We start from the raw sequence: 19,171 nt of genomic DNA on the forward strand, positions 1-19,171 counted from the left end.
ATACTTTCCTTATTTAAAAATAAATCTATTTATTTCAGCAACTAAAAATACATCTTAATAAAGGATAGATTATCACTATGATTGCTTCATTTAAAAATAAAACTTTCCTTATTACTGGTGGATACGGTTTTATTGGTTCTCACTTGGCACGAAGACTTTTAAATTTACAAGCAAAAATTGTTCTTTTCATAAGAACACCATCAAACTCTTGGAGACTAAAGGATATTCTAAAATATATTGAAACCTATGAAGTAGATATACGAGATAAAAAACAAGTACAAGATGCAATAAAGAAAATTAATCCCGATTATATCTTTCATCTGGCAGCCTATGGTGTAAATTCTGCCCATACAGATTACATCCATGCTATAGAAACAAATGTTATAGGGACTTGTAACATTATTCAAGCAGCAAAATTGGTGAATTGTAAAAAAATCATCAATTTTGGGAGTAGTTCTGAATACGGTAACAAGATGGAACCTATTCATGAAAATATGTTACTAACTCCTGTGGACATCTATGGAAGTACCAAAGCTGCTGCTACTATACTCGCCCATCAAATTGCTAGCGAAAACAATATTAATCTTATAACATTAAGACCTTTTGGCATATTCGGAGAAGGCGAAGAGCCGCATAAAATTTTTAGCTATATAATCTTGCGAGTATTACAAAACAAAGATGTAAATTTAACTTTATGTAATCAATTAAGAGATTATTGTTATATAGAAAATGTAATAGATGCCTGTATCCTAGCCGTAGAAAATACTACTGTACAAAATGAAATCTTTAATATTGGGAGCGGCACTATTCACCCCTTGAAACATTATGTAGAATTATTATTCAAACATTTGAAAACCAATTCCAGACCAAATTACGGTGCAATTTCCTCTAGAACAAATGAAAGATGGGTTCCTGAAGCGGATGTGCAAAAAATAAAAAACTCTCTTTTCTGGGAACCTAGAATTAATATTGAAGAAGGAATTATAAAAACTGTTAATTGGTATAAAAATAATAAACATTTATACCTAACCCCCTAAAAATAGGGTACTAAAGGAGGTGGACTAATTGTTAAACCAAAACTTTAATAATGCTTTTTACGGAAAAAGAATTTTAATTACTGGACATACTGGTTTTAAAGGTTCTTGGTTATCCCTATGGTTGAATGAATTAGGTGCTACTGTAATCGGATATTCATTAGATTCTAAAAATAAAAATGATAACTTTAACATTACTAACCTTCAAAATAATATAATTGATATTCGTGGAGACATTAGAGATTTTAATAAATTAAATAACGTTTTTACAGATTATAAACCTGAAATTGTATTCCATTTAGCTGCCCAACCTCTAGTTAAGTATTCATATGAATATCCTAGAGAAACATACGAGGTAAACGTTGTAGGAACTATGAATGTACTAGAGGCAATTCGATTACATGAATCAGCTAAAATAGGAATTATGGTGACAAGTGACAAGTGCTATGAAAATAAAGAATGGCCTTGGGGTTATCGTGAAATTGACCCTATGGGCGGCCATGACATATATAGCTCAAGCAAAGGATGCTGCGAACTTTTAATTTCTTCCTATCGTAATTCTTACTTTTCAGAAGAAAAATTTTCTCAACATAAGAAAATAATTGCAAGTGTTCGAGCTGGTAATGTAATTGGTGGTGGTGATTGGTCAATAGATAGAATTATTCCCGATTGTATACGAGCATTAGAATCAAACAAAAAGATTATTATTAGAAATCCTACTGCTATTAGACCCTGGCAACATGTACTAGAACCTTTAAGCGGTTATTTACTCCTTACAGAAAAAATTATAAATAATGGTATCCTTTTTTCAGGAGCATGGAACTTCGGGCCATCCCTAAGCAATATTGTTTCAGTAGAAAAATTAGTGACAAGTTTACTAGATATTTGGGGCTGCGGGGATTGGACAGCAGAAAATATAGGTCCAATAAATTTTCATGAAGCAAATTTACTAAACCTTGACATTAGCAAAGCAAAATTCAATCTTAATTGGCAGCCAAAATGGTCCCTACAACAGACTTTAGAAAATACAATAGAATGGTATAAACATTATAATTCTTACACCAGTTCTGAGATGAGAAATCTATGTATTAGCCAAATCAAACAATATTGCATGCTTTGAACTACTCCCACTTACCCATACTTGCTGTGAGTTCCTTATGGAGGGAGTCTTCTTGGTTAAAATAATAAAAGATACATTAATTTTTATAGTCTAAATTATAAACCTACTATACCTAAAATTATGTGATTGTCCATTAACAAAAATTTTATTTCTTCGGTTATTTCAAATCAACTATTGACATTATATTGAAGAATAAAGGAATCACGTATTTTTCTAGTGATTCCCTTGTTCTGAGAAAATAATGTCTTGCTTTAACGACAATACAGTATATGTGATTATTAATTTATTTGTTCTAGTTATGAAAAAATCTATTCCTGTCAAAAGAGCTTTCTTCAAAGAAAAACTTCCTTTTTTTTTTTACTTATCCTACTCGAAAAGTAAATAATGTTATTTTTCAGATAATTATATCTACTATTTATAGAATTACACTGAGCTTTAACAAGTTTATGCTTATATATTGATTCTCTTATTTATTATCACCAATGTTGATGAATTTATGCATAGCTTATTCTATACACAAATAGCTTTTTGAATTATCTTTTCAGAATAAATAAAGGAGACTTTCTCTTTTATGCACTTTCCCCTTACCAGTCTTAAATTTCCCTTTAATCAACAATAAGAACAAATCTTCAATATAGTACATCTTCTATAAAATAAAACCATACGTAAGATAATTTTACTATTACAAATAATGACATAGTCTGTTTCACCTTTTACATTATCTAAAAAAGAACTTGTAGGAATTCTTACAAGTTCTTTTTTATTTCCTTTATTCTCTTCTTATTTACATACGCAAGATTTATACATTTGGTGGTGATACATACTATATTTATCCGATAAAATAATCTAAAAATTAATACATAATTGATCGTTTTAAGAAAAAGAAATTTCATAAATCTTCAATCACAGTTCTTAGTTCACCTAATAGAACGTATAAAGACTCATATCATCTTTTGATTATTTTTGGATGTTTTATTCTACGTATATTCGACACAAATTGATTGTTTTTTATGAATTTTCTTGAAAAATATTGTAATATCACTCCATTTTTTCTTCTATTTTGTTATGATGTTTATAATTAAATTGGATTAGGATTTTTTTAGAAAATGGGGGCGTATATTATGAGTGTCTCAGTAAAAGGAAATGAGCAATTAACCTCTCTATTGAACGACTGGTATCGATCTATGCTATCTCAGCAAGTTATAAAAGCTACTAATCTAAAAAAGAAAATTGATGAAAAAATTAATAAGTTAAGCATTGAACCGAATCAAGAGCATCAGGATCAAAATTTGTTACTATACTATTCACTACTCGAATTTCGTTACAAGGTCTTAACAGATAGCCTTGGTATTCAACAAAATAGTTTTGATACTATTAGCGATTATGATATGCCTACAGATCAATTTCTACAATTCTATTATCATTTTTTCAAATCCATTCATTCCACTTTTATATCAAATTATACTGAGGCAGAGGAACATTATAAACTAGCAGAAAAAATATTGGTAGCTATACCAGATGAAATTGAACACGCCGAATTTTACTATAGAATTGCTACTTTCTATCACCATACCTATAACAATCTCGCTTCTATCGAATACGCAAATAAATCGAGAGCAATCTTTTCAAAGTACGAAGGTTATGAAGTAAAAACAGCCTTTTGTAATAGTTTGCTAGGTGGTTGCTGCATCTATTTAAAACAGTACGAACAAGCAGAAGAATATCTACATTGTGCAATTGATTTACTACAAAAAAATAGGGAAGAAGATTCCTTGTTATACGTAAAAAATACTATGGGGTGGCTGTATTCTGATCAAAGTATGTCTACTTTAGCTATTCGTCACCTTTCAGAAGTAACAGAGAAAATCCCTACACACTTCAAGGCCATCTTCCTACAAGCTAAGGAACATTATAAGTTAGGAGAACAATCAACGGCCAGCCAACTCATTGATAAGGGACTACAGATTTGCAGAGAGATTCATAACGAAGAATATACACACCACTTCTCTATTTTAAAAAAATTAAACGAAAATATTCCATTGGAAGAATTAGAAAAAATCATTCAAGAAGGAATCTTATACTTTGAGGAAGAAGAATTATGGGAATATGTTGTCGAATACGCCGAATTATTTGCCACAAAATGTAGACAATTAGAGAACCACCAAAAAGTAAGTGACTATTTCCATATTTGTTATCAAGCAAGACAAAAATCAATCGCAAAAGGAGTGTTAAAATAATGAAAAAAATTAGCTTATTATTATCAAGCATTGCTTTTATTGGGGTATTAACGGTGGGAATTTTTCAGTTTTCTAAAACAGATCAGCTTGCTACTCATGGGCATTATCCTGCTCCTTCATATAGTGTTGGCGATTATGGTGGTGCACCACCACAAATTTAATGTAAATGTATTTAAAAACCCTCCAAATGGAGGGTTTTTAAATGGCTTATCTGCCTGTTCAATACGCATAGAGAGTACATATTATACTTATTTACTATGTTATAAGATTTTTCATTTCCACTCTGTAACAAGATTCTAGCATTCTCTCCTAGAATCTCAACTTAAATCTTAAATCCACCAATTAACTCTTGAAGTTCTTCCGCCATCTGTGCTAATTGTATTGCTGAAGAATTTATCTCTTCCATAGAAGCATGTTGTTCCTCAGATGAACCAGCTATCGTTTGCATACTTGAAGAATTTTCTTTTACAGCCATAGCTATTTGATCAATCGATGTATCGACTTTCATTGCATCAGTAGTCATTGTATTAGATAGTTCCACCATACCATGCACTTTTGACACAATATCATTTGCAGATTTTGAAATCTCATAAAAACTTTGTTTTGTATCGTTAGCAACTTTAATTCCCGACTGTACTTCTACGCCTACTTCATTCATAGCTTTTACAGTCTCATATACGTCTGCTTGTATTTCCTTAATTAAACTTCCAATTTCCATTGAAGATTCGGATGATTGCTCCGCCAACTTTCTAACTTCATCGGCAACAATTGCAAATCCTCTCCCCTGTTCCCCAGCTCTAGCTGCTTCAATCGCTGCATTTAATGCTAATAAATTTGTTTGTTCCGCAATATTTTGAATCGCTTCTAATATACTGCCAATTTGCTGTGATTTCTTATCTAATAATTTTATGACATTATCGGATTGAGAAACAGAGTGATGGATAGACTGCATTTGTGTTACAGTTTGTTCTACTAATTGTTCACCTTCATTGGCTTTTTGTTTAGTGTATATGGATGAAGCCGATACTTCAGAAGCATTCTCAGCTACGTATTGAATATTTCGTGTTACCTCACCAATTAATTCAGCTCCAGACTCAACTTCATTATTTTGAACCTCTGCACTGTTCGAGATTTCTTCCATCTCTTTTGTAATTTGTTCTGTCGCAACACTTGCTTGCTCTACACTAGCAGTTAGTTCCTCAGAAGACGCAGCTACATGTCCTGCAGATGTGTTAATTTGAGAAATAATATTACGTAACGACTCTGCCATTGTATTGAAACTACCACCTAATTGACCAAGTTCATCCTTTGAACGAATATCTATTTTCTCGGTTAAATCTCCTTGACTAATTCTTTGAGCTGAAATGACTAATTGTCTTAGTGGAGTAATTATAGATTTGAGTATGAATAGAATTACAATTCCACCTAACAATAATGAAGCACCTATTATAGTGAGCGTTTTATAAAAAATAGGATTGGTAGCTTCTTCAATTTCTTTCGTAGGCATTACGCCAGCTATTTTCCAACCTGTTTTTTTATTTGTCTTAAAGCTTATGTTTCGATCTTCACCATTGAGGCTATAAGTAATTACTCCATCTTCTGTCTTGTACAATTCATCCACTAAAGTTTTATCTAATTTCTCTCCAGGTTTTAGTGATGGATGAACAACTATAGTTTTATCTTGACTAACTATAGATACAAATCCTTGCTTCCCAATTTTTATCATTTTGGATGTTTTTACGATATCTTTAATATTCAAATCTACGCCAATGACACCACTTTTATCTGCATTCTGCTTTGCAATTGCAATTACCATATTTCCTGTAGACTTTGATTTATATGGAGATGAAACAATAATCTCTCCATCTGCTTTTACTGCATCCTTATACCAACTGCTTTCTAGCGGATTAAACCCTTCTGGTATTTTTCCAACAGGTGCATGAATAAATTGATTGTTACTGGATGCCGTATAAATCGTTTCTATCTCTGGATGTAACTGTATATATTGATCAAATTTATTCTGTACATTTTGCGATTGTTCAGGATTATAATCCCCTTGTGTGAGTACCTTTGCAAAATGAGTGATATCTGTATGCTTATTTTCTAATTCATCATCAACAATCTTATCTAAAATACTTATATTATCTTTTGCTGATTGTAGAATTGTTTCATTAAGATCTGTTTTTGCTTTATTATAAGATGATACTCCTACGATAAGGCTTGGTATAATTAATATTGCTATAAATGCCATAGACAACTTCGTTTTAAGCTTTATTTTCCCCAATCTTTCTTTTATATTAAACACTAGCTACTTCTCCTTTTCATTTTTACTACTTATATAGTTTATTTAAATTTTTCTCCTTTACTTTTCCACATTCATTTATGGTACCATTCGAAATGAAACCACAATTACATCCTATTATCCGTACTTTATAATTTAGAGATTTAATTTTCACAGACAGAGTTTTATCTGCCCTCCTTTCGAATATGTTATTTTTCTAGATTCAGCAATTATTAGACTACGAATTATTCCAAATAAACTTGATGCAACATATACTTCATTTAAAAAATAATTATTGGATTTGTTTGGATAAAAATCTAGTTTAGCGCTAATCCAATCGGATGAAATTCTTACCATAATACATTCACTAAACATAAATAAGTAAATTTATTTCTTTTAATACTTATATTTAACTGCCTTTTAACCATTCTAACTGTATTATTTCATCGTTTTATCTATTTATTACAACCACTTTTGTATTATTGAATCACTAAACTATAAATTCTAAATAGGAGAATAAAATAAATTAGAGAATTACATTGTAACACATATATATAAGTTGTTAATATTAAAATTTAAAACTTTACTATTTTTCATATGCAATATTACATGCGAAAAGCCATAATTTTTTTGTTATACTATGCATGTGGATTTTTCATCCAAAATCCACCCAAACGCATATTTATGTATATGCCACCCTAATTGATGAAAGTGAGAAGAGTGTTTATCATTTTTCTCACTTTTTTATTTAGGCTCTGTTAATATTGATTATTGATAAAAAGTATTAAATAAGGGAAGACACCTTAGAGTTGGTGCTTCCCTTATTTGTTGATTATTCAAATCTAAAATAGGTATTTTCTAAACCTATTCTTTGCTTTAATGTTCTGCCCAAAGCATAATTATTTGGTAATTCTTTTTCAATGACACAAATAATATAACCTGCTTTTCCTGTTGTTAAATTAGTTAGTTGTAAGTAGTTAGTGTTGTCGTAGATATAAGAAATAATATATTCATAGAAATTATTTTCTTTATCTTCTCTATTCATACCAACATTGTACACCCTAACTCTTGCTCCTACCCAAATTTCCTCATCATCATCAACATTACTTAAAGGCATCCATTTCGAGTTATCCAATATTTCACCCTTTTCTTAATTCATTCGTTTATACACGAATGTTGCTAGACACAAACTATCATAAGCATCCGTCATTTCATTGATTAGACGACCACCGACAGAGAAAAAAGACTCAACATAGCTTTTTACCCATTGAAACACTTGCTCTTTTAGTTATTTTTACATTTTGAATCTACGAAAATGAATTCCCTTATAAAAACTCTAACAGAGAATCTTCCTTCCAAATTTCACCTAGGGAATTATTTGTTTTCCAAAAAACCTACCAACATCTTTATCAACTCATTTTAGAATATTTAAACAATAATTCCATATACATTACCTGCATAAATTATTCATTTTCTTTTATATAAGACCTACCTTTTTACTTTTGATAGATTATTAGACATTGGATTATTATACATAAATCCCAAAAACATGCGGTATTTTGTAGAATTTTGTCTATCAATATGTATGTACACCCTTTTGTAGTGGATATAGACTGTGAGGTGTAAGGAGATACCTTACAAAATAATAAAAAGGAGATTATAGAATGAGTAGATTAACAAAATTCTCAAAGTTAGTATTTGCAACTTTAATCGCGGGAAGTAGTCTAAGCACCTTTGTTTCGTCACACAGTGTACAAGCTGACACCTTAGATCCTAATTACCAAGACAATATAAAATTCATACCACCTTCTAGTGCTAGGCCAAAATTGGAACAAAAAAACACTATTGTTCCAGAAGCAAAAGTTGTTAAAAACCATTATGTAAAGTACTCTAAAGCACATTTCCAAACTAAAGAAAGTATACCAAAAGAGATTTATTATTCTTCAGAAGGCTTTAAGGGCTATATACAGGCAAGTACCGTTTGGGATATGGGAGATCATTTCGCAACACTATATTCCGGAACCGTTATTCGATGTTAGACTTTTAATCCATTCTCCCCTAATGCTTAAAATGGTTAATAACTCACTGCCAATACTGTAATATCTATTGTTCATAAAATAAACCACAAAATCTTTCGATTTCATGGTTTATCAAATATAAAGATAATGCTAAACGAATACTCTAACATTACCTTCCCCAAAGTTAATTATAGAGTATTTTCAAAAAAAAGACACTCTTGTAGTGTCTTTTTTATAGTATTTTAAAAAGAATTCCACCTACTAACACCTTTTTGTTGCGCCTATTCGTTTATTTCAATATAATACTTTTCCATCTCGTATATGCAATAGACAATGATAGCTAAACTCCAACTGACACTATAATAATTATGTGTGTAGAAGTCATAGCCCGCTTTAATACCTTTCTCTATTACAACTAATGTAAATCCTAAAGCCACCCATCTGTTAATTTTCATCTTTATAAACGTTAAAGAGATAATTATTAAAAATAAAATATTTGTAAGATGATTTATCATTAGCTCATATTTTTGAATGTATACTGCCATTATACAAGCAACGATATTAGTCGCAATGCCAAAGGCAATCACCGCTCCCCAAACCCTGTCCGAAAGTCCCACTCCTGAGTCAGTCCCTTCCTAAACAAATATCCCTTTCTTTAATTCGTTCCTACACCCTATTCAAGATATGCTAAATTATCCTTGTCTGATGAATATCTATTTATCTTTTCATATAGAGCAAACAAAATTTCTACCCATAATTTTTTCTTTATTAAACAAACTATGTCTAAGCCGTTTGAACTAGCGGCTTCACTCTTCTGGTAATGAGATAGCACAATTTATTGAATTGACTAACTCATTCAATCCACTGGCACCGGCAGGCAACAAAATAGTTGTCTGCCATTTTCATGTATACTTTTTCTAATTTCATTACAAACCAAATGTGTGCTGTACTGATTTCAAAAGGACAGCATTTCATTTTTTAAAATGTAAAAAAGATAAGATCCTGTCTACTTTTGGTATAGGACTTTTTCTTTTCACACATACTATTTTTGAACCTGTTTACCGATACGTGTCCTAATGGTGTCTTGAATTCCTCCTAAAAAGGGCTGCAGATACGACTGCATGCCCTTTTATTTACGTTGCTTCTCTATATTGAGTAAAATAATTAAAAACTAAAAATGTAATATTACATATTTTTTCTGTTCAGATTATGTTAAGATTTACTTCTTAGTCGAATTATGGTTTCGTATCTAATTCAGCAATATGTGAACTGTTTATCTAAAGAAAAGACACCCAAAAGGTGTCTTTTCTTCTTTTAATCTAAAAAACATTTCTCCTATTTAGTAAGATCCAATTAGCCCTCTAACCTAAGCCTCATATTTAAAGGTAATTTAATCATACACTCAAGAATTTTCATCTATTTCAATATACTTATAACTTAATTTCCAATCACATTTCCAGCACTATATTTGCTTTCTTACAGAATTTCTGTCTTGTTCTTAATTCTGTCAAAATCCTCATGTAGCTATACAAAGAATATATGCTACTATGATATTAAGAAACTATGCGTTCCCTTAACCCTGTATCCGGCCCTGTATTTATTACAGGGTCTTTGTTTATTTTATTGGCTTATAAAGGTTAATACACAACCAATTTCAATTAAAACCGTTTAAATGTTAGTTAGAATTTGAAAAAATATATCTATTAACTTTTTTAACAAATGTAATCTAATATTAAATTTCTAAATCTATACTGTACTATACACCAGTTAACACTATATAAATAGTATTAACTATCTTAATTGAATATTAGCAATAATAAGTATAAACATTATCAATTTACTATATCTTACATTTATGTAAAAATAGATGTATGTTAAGCTTATTCAAAATCTTTCCCCTAATAAAGATTTGAAGTAGCATTTCATGATTCTCCTTACTGTTAATATGCCTTGAAAAAGAACCCTATAGGGTTCTTTTTCTTTTCATTATAACCTCAGTAAGTCCTTATTTAACATGCAAAAGGACTGCTAATTACTTGCAGCCCTTTTACATGTTAATATACACTTGTATTAAATACTTAATACTTTCTTGTATTAGGCGTTTATACAAACTAAACATGCCATTATTATTTAGATATATAACACTTCAAAGTTTAGAAGTATACAATAACAAATCTTTCCCAACTTCCAGCTACATAACTATTAGCAGTTAATTCTCTACCACCATTTGCTGATATAAACCTACCATTACTTAGTGCTTGTAATACATATATCCTATTGTCTCCACCATTATATAAGATAAATTTTTCCCATGCCCCAATTGATGTACGATCTGCTACTACTCTACCGTTTGGCTCAAACGAAACGTACTTTCCATTACTTTTTGCTTTTAAAGCAAACGTATATAATTCCCCAGTCGGAATTAATTCAAATTTCTCCCATTCATTAACTGCATTACGATTTGCTACTACATTACCCGATGGCTCAGCAGAAACATATTGTAAATTTGCTGCCTGTATAGCAACTGTCCAACTTCCATTAAATAAATTCACGCCTTTTAGTGAACCTGCTCTTGATAGATTTGCTGCCGATACATCATTCGATGGTGTAATCATCAATATCATTAAAACCATCGGCAACATCATTAAAACTAACTTTTTTGAGATTGTATTACCACTTGCACGTGTTATGAACCTCTTCATTCCCATTCCTCCCTTAATATGCATAGAACTCATATACATCATACCAAATATGTAAAATATTGTAACGGAAGAGGGGTTTTATCAATAAATACCTTACTATTCTGTTTCTTTTTTCTCAAATCTATAGCACTTAAACATTTATCAATTCTCAAGCACATTTTTAAAATCCCCCCTGATAAACAAATATAGCAGTTGATAGCAAGGAGAGTATATACAAAAGAGAGAGTATTTTCATTTCACTTTTCTTTAAATAAAAACCAAATAGCCGTTCATAATGAACGACTATTTGCATCTAACGAATAATTAGAAGGTTCTTCATGTTAATCTATTTTGTTTAATCCCGTTGAAGTAACTTGATAGGTTCTTTTTTTGCCTATATATTCTTGTTTATTATTCTCAAGGTTAAGAAGTGTAGCACGTGTCTTTTCCTTTACTGCTTCCCCTTCTATATGGGTAAACTCAATGTAATCCCCCGCTTTTAAGGACACCGTTTGGATTTCAGCAGTTTGTTGTCTGTTTCCCACTATTTCCTTATTATACACAACATTACCGGTTGAATTCTTTACTGTAATACTTGCATATGTCTGATTAAAGTAAGAATGTGGTACGCCTGCTTCTAAATTCACCTGCATTTTCTCTGTTGTCCTATTATAATCAACTTTTGCGATTTCTCTATCACTATATCCTTTTAAAGACCACCTAAAATGATTTCCATCTAAAACCGTTGTTTCTGGCATTTTTTCTACTTTCTTCAAGCCTTCTTTTGTAACTTCGTACATGACTTTTTTTCCAAAACTTTCTTGTTTACTGCTGTCTACATTTATTAAAGTAGCTCTATGCACACCTTCTAGGTGTGTCAACTCAATATAATCTCCTACTTTAACTGGAACTTTTTGCGATTCAGCATTTTGTTGTTTGTTTCCATAAATGTCTTTATTGTATACTACTTTCCCTGTTGCATTTTGTACTTTAATACTCGCATATGTCTGATTAAAATAATGATGCGGTACGCCTGCTTTTAAGTCGATTTGCATTTCTTCTGTCGACTTATTGAAATTAATTTTTGCAAACTCGAAATCACTAATTCCTTTTAGTGACCATGCAAACTGGTTTCCTTCTAAAATACTAGAAGAGTTCGGGATATCTGAATTAAAACCTAAGTTATCTAATATAGATTTTAGATCAGGTAAAACACCTATTCTATCATTCCACGGATCTTGAGATTTTGTTCCTGTATTCGGATTACTTAAGATATTTCTTAATTCGGCTGGTGTATAAGGAGAACCTCGATGTTCTTTAGCAATACCTTGAATCGAAGTTGCTGCTCCAGCAATAATTGGTGAAGCACTTGATGTTCCACTAAATGTTGATGTATATAAATTTGTAGTATTTTGACTTGGATTTGCTGATGTTGTATCAACATTTTCTCCCCATCCATATACATCTAATCGACTTCCATAATTTGAAAACCATAAACGTTGATGTGGAACAGTTGATGATCCCGCCCCAACCATAATAGCACCTGAATCCTTGAAGTCTGGACTATTTCGATTTAAAATCTTTTTTCCATTACGATCTTTAAAATTATCTAAGTCGTTTGAACCATTTGCGCCAGCTTCTATAATAATAATCCCTTTATCTGTACCAACACGAATTGCATCAAAAATATCTGGATGTACTTCTACAGGTAAATATTTATCCCCATACCCATCATACGAAGCTTGTGCCTCTAATAAAAGAATATCTCCCGCTTGTAAATTATGTACAGCACTTAAAATAGCATCCGCTGTATTATAAATTCCATTATCCCTAATCTGGGATATTACTTTTACATTTGCTTTTGGTGCAATTCCAATATTTCCAATTTGATTATCTTCAGATGAAACAATTCCTAATACAGAAGTACCATGAGCTCTATGCTGGCTTATATTTTGTCCCGACATAAGCTTAATATTTTTATTGACTAAATCCTCATGGTTCAATAACCATCCATATTCCATATCCACAAAAGTTGTATCCTTCCCATCACCACCTTTAATGCTCCAAGCATGCGAGGCATTAATTCCCTTTGGTGCCGCTTCAAGATATCCTTGATTTTTAAATCTAGGGTCATCGTACGGATTAACAGATAAATTTGGTAACTGTATTTCAGGAGGGGTCAAAATTTGTTTTTCTTGTATATAAGCCTCCTCTACGAGAGGAGATGTTTCAAATTTTTTCAGTAATAATTCTATTTCTATGTTATTAGGAGCTTGTACAATATAATAATTTAATAAATTATTAGCTGATTCATTAGCAACTGATTTAGATTGTACTGATAACTTTTCAATCTCTATCGGATTTACAGATGAGAACAGACGATTCAAAGTAAGTTTTGTATTTTCGGAAAATAACTGCTTTAAATTGTTATCATAATCCCCATTTTTTATTCGTTTCTCAATACCATCTTCATAAGGTAAGTCAATTTGATTTTTAAACTTTACAATTAATCTTTCTTCCTGTGAATCTCTTTCTTTGTATGTGACATTATTAGATTCAGCGTAAACTTTATTATGAATACTATCATTTTGTAGGATTAAATCTGTTCCTACAAATGTGGTCATTGCAATTGATGAAATTAGAAACCCTTTGAATATGTTCATACTATACCCGCCAATCTATATTCTCTTGAGAATTTTTTAATGCGTATAATGGTTAAGATTTTTATATAATATATATATCTATAATTTAACTTTTGTAGTGAAATCTATGACTTTATTAATAATCCCATAGAGGTAACCTGATATATTCTTTTCTTTCCCATATACTCCTGTTTACTATTCTCAAGATTAGTAAGTGTGGCGCGTGTCTTTTCCGTTTGTGCTTCTCCCTCTATATGAGTAAACTCAATACAATCTCCTACTTTGACTGAAACGGTTTGGCTCTCAGCATCTTGTTGTCTATTTCCTATAATTTCTTTATTGTACAAAATATTACCGGATAAATTCTGGACTTTAATGCTTGCATACGTATTAGTAAAATAAGGATGGGGTATACCCGCTTCTAATTTAAGCTGCATTTTTTCTGTTGCTTTGTTATATTCTATTTTCGCGATTTCTCGATTATTATATCCCTTTAAAGACCACCTAAAATGATTTCCATCTAAAACCGTTGTTTCTGGCATTTTTTCTACTTTCTTCAAGCCTTCTTTTGTAACTTGATATCTTGCTGTTTTTCCAATGGTTTCATTTTTGTTATTTTCAAGGTTAATTAAAGTTGCTCGCGTTTTTTCCTTTGTTGCTTCTCCTTCTATATGGGTAAATTCAATGTAATCCCCTACCTTGACGGGCACAGTTTGGCTTTCAGCATTTTGTTGTTTATTTCCCACGATTTCCTTATTGTACAGAACGTTACCAGAAGAATTCTGGACCTTAATACTAGCATACGTACTAGCAAAATAGGAATGTGGTACACCTGCTTCTAGTTTTACCTTCATCTCTTCTACCGTTTTATCATAATCTACTTTTGCAATTTCTCTATCACTATATCCTTTTAATGACCATGCAAACTTGTTTCCTTCTAAAATTGTTGCTTCTGGCATTTTTTCTATTTTCTTCAGGCCTTCCTTTGTAACTTCGTATAGGGCTTTTTTTCCAAAGCTCTCTTGTTTACTATTATCTACATTTGTAAGAGTAGCTCTATGTACACCTTCTAGATGTGTTAACTCTATATAATCGCCTACTTTGACTGGAACTTTCTGCGATTCAGCATTTTGCTGTTTGTTTCCATAAATCTCTTTGTTATAGACCACTTTACCTGATGTGTTTTGCACTTTAATACTTGCATATGTACTATCAAAGTAGTCATGTGGTACACCTGCTTTTAGATCAATTTGCATTTCTTCTGTTGATTTATTTAAATTTACTTTCGCAAATTCAAAATCTCCAATCCCTTTCAGCGACCATGCAAATTCATTACCTTCAAAAATGTTTGGAGATTCATTTTTGATTTGTACCTTTTTCTCAACAGTTTGATCAAATATATCCGTTAATACAATTTTTGCATAAGCATTTGTTGGTAATGATATAGATTGACTGATTCCATTTTGATAAGATTTAATATCATTAATTACGTTAATAGGTTGGCCCGTCATATTTTCATTGTTATAAATTTCAATTTTCCCCTTAAATTGCGGTGTACTATTTTCTTTTAGTTTCCAAGATACATTTAATTTTTCATTTTCATAATATATAGATTGGATATCAAAATCTAATTTTCCTATTTCAGGTTGAGTAGGTTGATTTAGCGTGAATATTTTTCCTGCCCCAATAGTAGACTGCGTATTACCTCCTGCTTTGACCCATACATATTCTGAAGTAGATCCTCCATCATATTGATAAGTATTATCATGCGTTCCAGAAATACTTTGATTATTCCAAGAACTCCATTGTTTATCAACTAATTTTCGGCTATAACCATTTTTCAAGCGCGCTTCTCGAACATTCTGTCCACTATCAGCCCAGTCTTCTTGAAACATTCCTAAACCATGATTAAATGCAACATTAGCAACCGGAAAGTCCATAATTGCAATTTGATGCCATTTATTCTTTGTTACATCTTTCATCCATTGTCCAAATTTAGTATGACCATTTTCTTGCCATGAACGCATTGTCATTGTGTACCAATTGTAGTCTTTCCAACCATAAGTTGTTTGAACCTTCATTCCTGTTCCTTCTCCTCCAAAGGGTCCAGCTTGCGAATTCGGAGATAAGTATTCGGCCTTTATTGCTTCTTTAGAGGAAATTGGATCCCATAAGGCAAAATGTAAAGTACGTTTTCCATTTTCATCAAACCCACTTTGTTGTTGAAAACCAGCATATCCTCCAGCTTCACCACCTGCATTCCAGTTGTGTACAGCCCAGTACGTATAAGGTGGTGTCTGAACTGGTGACCAGTCTATACTAATAATATCTGAGGCAGGTATATTTTGGGGACTCACATAAACTGCTGGAGCAGCTGAATGTGTTGCAGCTTTAGTGTGCAAAATAGACGTTCCAAACATAGAAAACATGCTACATGCTGCGGTAATTATAATAACTTTATTAAATCTTTGCTTTGTTTTCTGACTAATCACTAATCTACATCCTTTTCTAATTTTTATTATTGAATACTAACGTAGTAGAGAAATCTATCAAAATTCAAACAACATCCAGTAATTCTTTAAAATACTGGATGTTGTTCTATCTTTACATCTGATTCTTACATATTAATTGATTGTAATTGCTTTCCATAACGATAGTGCAAATATCCAATTCGGGTCACCATTTCCTTGATGATTTTGAACAGCTTCATACACTGTCCCTTGATGTTCTACTTTATCCCCCTTTGTATATGCCTTCTTTGGATCCCATTTTTCATAAGATACATTTTGATCTTTGGTTTTTACAAGAAGAATTTCACTTTGGATTGATGTATTTCCAGCTGCATCTACAGCCTTCACTGCATATTTATATTCCTTATTAACTGTTAAGTTTTGATCAGTAAACGTCGTTCCTTGTACCGTTTGAATCAATTGTCCATCGCGTAATACCTGATATTCTTTTACACCTACATTATCTGTAGAAGGATTCCATTTTAGCTCTACACTGTTAGAAGTAAGGTTGCTTGCATATAATCCTTGTGGCTGTGTGGGAGCTTCTGTATCTGGTTTCGGATTAACAATTTGATTTACTTTCTTCAGACCTTCCTTTGTAACTTCGTACATGGCTTTTTTTCCAAAGCTCTCTTGTTTACTATTATCTACATTTGTGAGAGTAGCTCTATGCACACCTTCTAGATGTGTTAACTCAATATAATCTCCTACTTTGACTGAAACTTTTTGCGATTCAGCATTTTGTTGTTTATTTCCATAAATGTCTTTATTGTATACTACTTTCCCTGATGCATTTTGTACTTTAATACTCGCATATGTTTCATTAAAATAATGATGCGGTACGCCTGCTTTTAAGTCTACTTGCATTTCTTCTGTCGATTTATTGAAATTAATTTTAGCAAACTCGAAATCACTAATCCCTTTCAGCGACCATGCAAACTGGTTTCCTTCTAAAATATTATTTACATTAGGCATATCTGGTTTAATTGGATTAGAATCCGTACTCTTCCAAATCTCTGCTGTTAAAATTGGATATCCTAATGCAGCTACTTTTTGAATGGTATCGTTATTTGGACGTAATCCCCACTTCTCAAAGAAAGGAATCAAATTTTGTTTGGCTACTTTTGATGCTGAAATCATAAATAATTGTTTTTTATTATCATCAGTTTGTGGAAGTTCACCTGAAGGCATGTCTCTATACAATTGATGCAATTTAGGATAGAAATCCTCTCCATACGCTAACTGTAGTTGCCAAAGCATAACAAGCTTTACAAAAACATCGCTAATTTCATCATAATTTTTATTCACTTGTTCTAGATATTGAAATGCTTTTGGATAAATTCCACTTTTCTCTAAGTTGGATGGTTGATTAAATGCTTTTTCTACAGAAAGGCTGTATATATTATTTTGTACTTCTGTCATATTATAAAACTTCCAGGGCGATTGTTGTCTCAAATGTCCTGCCTCATGCCAAGGGCCCCAACCATCTGTTATAAATTTATTAATATCTAACACGTATTGGATTGCATCTCCTACATATGCTGTTCGATAAGAAGTTGCATACATATAATAATCGGGAGAATGATTTTCTTCTACGTAATGAACATAATGTTTATCTACTTGTTCTTCGGATAATCCAGCTACTTTGTCTTGAATTCGAGTAGCTTCATCCATCTTTTTTAAGAGTTGTACAGGATCTGTATTAGAACCCAACAAATATTTCTTAACACGTGCAAGGCTGGCCGTAATTAATACACGTTCTCCTTTTAACTCCACTGCATGTGCATTAGGATATTGGTCCAGCATGTTTATTAAATCTTGTTTCGTATGCTTTCCTAGTTCAAAGAAAGGCGTAGTCGTTCCACCTGTTGTGATTGTTGTTCGAATGGTACCCCCTTGTTGTTTATTATAAAAATAAATCATCCCCCCACTTGGAGATTGGATTGTGTTTATACCAGGTTTTAATGTAAATGATTTTATCTTAGAATCTTCTCTCCAAGAAGCATCATACGAATAAGTTCCAATATATACCTGAATATCTTGATTACCTTCTACATTAATCGTTATTTGTTCATTTGGCTTTGCATATAAACCAGTTGGTTCATATGGACTAAATGCCATACTTTTTCTTTCCTGTTGTTTCAGTACCTCAACATCCCCTTTTCCTGGGACTGTAAATGTTCTATTTTCTGATTTAACTGACTTTTCTTTTTGCAATGATGTCGATAAATTTTTTTGCTGCTCCTTTTGCTCCGCAAAGACATCCGATGAAAAAATCATTCCAGTCGCAAGCATAGTTACTGTAGCAGTGGCCGCAAGTATTTTTCTAGTTTTATGTTTTGAATTATTCCCCATATTATCTCCCTCATTTTTCCTTAGTACTCTTAAGTTTTTTTGTTTTCTTCTCCATGTTTTTACAATCTAAACTATTCATACTATTTAAATTGTGTCTATTACTCTATATTTTTTCATAAATATCTCCTTTTCTTTATGTATTATTGTATATAAATGTTATTTGATGACACATTAAATAACAACTTTACGATAAACTCATCGATAACAGCCTATTATGTTTTGATTCTGTATTCTAAACTTCCATCCAATTAGAGAAATATATCCAATTGGAGAAATAAGTAAATAAATTACAA

At 31.7% G+C, this 19,171-nt stretch carries 12 protein-coding genes; 5 read left to right on the top strand and 7 right to left on the bottom strand.

Going from position 1 to position 19,171, the window contains the following annotated elements; translation table 11 throughout:
- The first annotated feature begins 77 nt into the window (after nt 1-77).
- From ACXKY9_RS16915 to ACXKY9_RS16930, 4 genes are all read left to right on the top strand, one after another.
- Nucleotides 78-1,037 carry an NAD-dependent epimerase/dehydratase family protein gene (locus ACXKY9_RS16915; RefSeq protein ID WP_000561953.1) on the top strand — a complete coding sequence of 320 codons (960 nt, stop codon included), beginning with the start codon at nt 78-80 and terminating at the stop codon, nt 1,035-1,037.
- 28 nt (nt 1,038-1,065) lie between these two features.
- Entirely contained in the window at nt 1,066-2,154 is a 1,089-nt protein-coding gene (gene rfbG, locus ACXKY9_RS16920; RefSeq protein WP_000934341.1) for a CDP-glucose 4,6-dehydratase, read from the top strand.
- Between the two features lie 1,121 nt (nt 2,155-3,275).
- Nucleotides 3,276-4,391, top strand: a complete 1,116-nt coding sequence (locus ACXKY9_RS16925; protein ID WP_000116962.1) for a Rap family tetratricopeptide repeat protein — start codon at nt 3,276-3,278, stop codon at nt 4,389-4,391.
- Entirely contained in the window at nt 4,391-4,552 is a 162-nt protein-coding gene (locus ACXKY9_RS16930; RefSeq protein ID WP_000724116.1) for a hypothetical protein, read from the top strand. The genes ACXKY9_RS16925 and ACXKY9_RS16930 overlap by 1 nt, the downstream gene beginning before the upstream one ends.
- Before the next feature lie 161 nt (nt 4,553-4,713).
- On the opposite strand, the gene ACXKY9_RS16935 is transcribed toward ACXKY9_RS16930, so the two are convergent.
- Entirely contained in the window at nt 4,714-6,696 is a 1,983-nt protein-coding gene (locus ACXKY9_RS16935; protein ID WP_000481853.1) for a methyl-accepting chemotaxis protein, read from the bottom strand.
- A gap of 808 nt (nt 6,697-7,504) precedes the next feature.
- A complete protein-coding gene (locus ACXKY9_RS16940) occupies nt 7,505-7,789 on the bottom strand; it encodes a hypothetical protein (protein ID WP_002062883.1) in 285 nt (94 codons plus the stop codon).
- A gap of 547 nt (nt 7,790-8,336) precedes the next feature.
- Here ACXKY9_RS16940 and ACXKY9_RS16945 point away from each other — a divergent pair.
- Nucleotides 8,337-8,711 (top strand): hypothetical protein, encoded by a 375-nt coding sequence (locus ACXKY9_RS16945; protein WP_000088957.1) that lies wholly within the window; start codon nt 8,337-8,339, stop codon nt 8,709-8,711.
- Nucleotides 8,712-8,971: 260 nt separating this feature from the next.
- Here the strand turns inward: ACXKY9_RS16945 and ACXKY9_RS16950 are convergent, their stop codons facing one another.
- The 5 genes from ACXKY9_RS16950 to ACXKY9_RS16970 all read right to left on the bottom strand — a co-directional run bounded on the left by ACXKY9_RS16950 (nt 8,972) and on the right by ACXKY9_RS16970 (nt 18,878).
- A complete protein-coding gene (locus tag ACXKY9_RS16950; RefSeq protein WP_000524433.1) occupies nt 8,972-9,307 on the bottom strand; it encodes a hypothetical protein in 336 nt (111 codons plus the stop codon).
- Between the two features lie 1,536 nt (nt 9,308-10,843).
- Nucleotides 10,844-11,392: a fascin domain-containing protein gene (locus tag ACXKY9_RS16955; RefSeq protein ID WP_000819433.1), complete on the bottom strand. Its 549-nt coding sequence runs from the start codon at nt 11,390-11,392 to the stop codon at nt 10,844-10,846.
- A 320-nt stretch (nt 11,393-11,712) separates the two neighbouring features.
- Nucleotides 11,713-14,034: a putative mucin/carbohydrate-binding domain-containing protein gene (locus tag ACXKY9_RS16960; protein WP_001019977.1), complete on the bottom strand. Its 2,322-nt coding sequence runs from the start codon at nt 14,032-14,034 to the stop codon at nt 11,713-11,715.
- 104 nt (nt 14,035-14,138) lie between these two features.
- Nucleotides 14,139-16,505 (bottom strand): putative mucin/carbohydrate-binding domain-containing protein, encoded by a 2,367-nt coding sequence (locus tag ACXKY9_RS16965; RefSeq protein WP_000625385.1) that lies wholly within the window; start codon nt 16,503-16,505, stop codon nt 14,139-14,141.
- Between the two features lie 132 nt (nt 16,506-16,637).
- On the bottom strand, nt 16,638-18,878 hold the full coding sequence (locus ACXKY9_RS16970; RefSeq protein ID WP_000527904.1) for a M60 family metallopeptidase: 2,241 nt from the start codon (nt 18,876-18,878) through the stop codon (nt 16,638-16,640).
- Nucleotides 18,879-19,171 lie beyond the last annotated feature (293 nt).

The organism is Bacillus sp. 2175 (assembly GCF_057812155.1).